Raw genomic sequence first — 2296 nt, 5'->3', positions numbered from 1 at the left:
GGTGGCGCACGAACGTGATCCGCCCGCGCATCAGCTCCACCCTGGCCAGCGCGACGGAGTCGGTCCCGTCCACCGTGACCGCGGTGAGCAGGCCGTCCGCCGCGTCGAGTGCACCGGAGTCGAGGTGAGCCTGCGCGGCCGCGAGTGTGCGTTCGGTGCGGCGCGCGGGGTCACGGGATAGGGCAGCGGCCCGCGCGAGGAACGCCGCGGCAGCCGCCACTCCCCCACGTGCCGCGGCACGGGTGGCGCAACGGTTCAGTTCCGCGGCGGTGTCCTCGTCGGGGCCGGCACCGGCCTGCGCGCGATGCCAGGCCCGCCGGTCGGGGTCCCGTTCCGGGTCCGTGACCTCGGTGAGCGCCTGGTGCGCGGCGTGGCGGTCCTCGACGGCGGCGGCCTGGTAGACCGCGGACCTGGCGAGCGGGTGGCAGAACCGCACGCGCGGGCCGAGCTCGACCAGCCCGGACGCCTCGGCGTGCGCGCCAGCCGCCGGGCCGACACCGAGTCGTTCGGCTGCGGCCCACAACAGGCCGGGGTCACCGGTCGGGTCGGCGCTAGCCACGGTCAGCAGCAATCGCACGTCCTCGGGCAGGGGCACGAGACGATCCTGGAAACTGCGTTCGACCCTGCTGGGCACCGAGGACGCGTCGGGCAGGGCAAAGCCGCCGGCGCCGGGCAGTTCGAGCAGCGCGAGCAGCGCGAGCGGGTTGCCCCTGGCCTCGGCGAGCACGCGGTCCCGCACGGTCCCGTCCAGCGTGGCGCGGGTGTCCGCCAGCAGCCGGCGGGCGTCGTCGTCGGCCAGCCCGGTCACCTCGACGCTCGGTAGCTCGTCAAGTCCGTGCCGTGCGGCCAGCACCATCGCCACCGGTTCGGCCGCGATGCGCCGCGCAAGGAACGTCAGTATCCGTGTCAATGCGTCGTCGAGCCAGTGTGCCTCGTCGACGAGGCACAGCACCGGTTCCGACCCCGCCGCGGTGACCAGCAGTTCCAGGGCTGCCATGCCGATGCGGAACATTTCTGGTGTGCCGTCGGCGAGGCCGAACGCCGCCTCCAGTGCCGCGCGGTGTGGCGGGGGTAGTGCCGCGAGGTCGCCCAGGGCCGGGACGCACAGCTGGTGCAGTGCGGCGAACGGGAACTCGGTCTCAAACTGGGATCCGGTCGCCTCGATGACCCGCATCCCCTGCGCCGAGCGCCGCAGGTGGTCGAGCAGTGCGCTCTTGCCGATACCGGCCTCGCCGCGGAGCACCAGCACCCCGCCCTCGCCGTCCTTGGCGCCCGCGACCAGCGCCTCGAGCCTGCGGCGTTCCTCACCCCTGCCGACGAACGTCCGGACCGGTATCCCCACAACGGGAACAGTATGCGCGCCGATGTAGGTGGTTTTCACCGACGCGGGCGGTGCCGGACCAGTGCGAGCCTCGAGTCGAGCCACTACCCGACTCGACGGAGGGAGTCCGGTGTCCATGACCACGGGCCACCTGTGCGAGTCCCCGACGCGCGCCGCTCGGGCGACCGTGCTCGCGGCGGCGGCATCGAGGTCTCCGGCGTCGCCGGAGCCTTCACCTGGACCGGGATCGCGGCCCTCGCGGGCGCGATCGCCGCGGCGCTGCTGATCCGTTCACCCCATCAGGGAAAGGACGACACCCGATGATCTACCACACGGTCCGCATGACCCTTCGCCCCGACGCCCCGGCAGACAAGGTGGAGGAAGCGGTCGAGAGCTTGCGCAACCAAGGTCGTGTCATCCCGTCGGTGACCTCGTTCGTGGTCGGCCGCGACGTCGGCGGCGAGTTCGAGTGGGGCGCGACCTATGTCATCGAGGACCTCGACGGATACTGGGAGTACCTCAAGCACCCCGCCCACCGGCATACCGACGAGATCGGGCTCCCGTTGGTCGGCACGTTCGTGTCGTTCGACGTCACCGACCACAAGGACCCGGAGATCGCCGAGAAGATCGCAGCCCTGCACAAGCGTCGCTACGAGGAGGACCCCGCCCTCGCGAAGCTGGTATCCGGTCTCGCCTCCTACACCGGCAGCAGTGCTCCCGGCACGCACGCCTACTGACCGCTCCGACGAATCGAGACACCGTGGCCCGCCGAGCCCCTGACGTCCAACACCGAACCTGTGGACACCGAACCTGTGGACTACGTGCGGTTCGCACCCCTGGAACGGTTGCTGGTGACTCCTCCGCCGGCTAAAGCCGGCGGCTTCTCAAGCCGCCGGAGCATGGATGGTTCTCCCTTGTTCAGCTGGGATGTCAGTAACTGCCCACGTCGAGCAGTGCACCAAGCAGTTCCCCGGG

3 protein-coding genes are annotated in these 2296 nt (G+C 71.2%); 2 read left to right on the top strand and 1 reads right to left on the bottom strand.

The features are described 5' to 3' along the window. On the bottom strand, nucleotides 1-1381 hold a 1381-nt coding region (locus AC08ON_RS15130), incomplete at its 3' end, for an AAA family ATPase (protein WP_476617196.1). Nucleotides 1382-1474: 93 nt separating this feature from the next. Here AC08ON_RS15130 and AC08ON_RS15125 point away from each other — a divergent pair. Further along, on the top strand, nucleotides 1475-1645 hold the full coding sequence (locus AC08ON_RS15125; protein ID WP_476608091.1) for a hypothetical protein: 171 nt from the start codon (nucleotides 1475-1477) through the stop codon (nucleotides 1643-1645). Beyond that, a complete protein-coding gene (locus AC08ON_RS15120; RefSeq protein WP_476608092.1) occupies nucleotides 1642-2058 on the top strand; it encodes a Dabb family protein in 417 nt (138 codons plus the stop codon). The genes AC08ON_RS15125 and AC08ON_RS15120 overlap by 4 nt, the downstream gene beginning before the upstream one ends. Nucleotides 2059-2296 lie beyond the last annotated feature (238 nt).

Source organism: Frankia sp. CoWAU3 (assembly GCF_977971855.1).
Note: the sequence above shows the minus strand (reverse complement) of the source record. Positions and strands in the feature narration are given on the sequence as shown.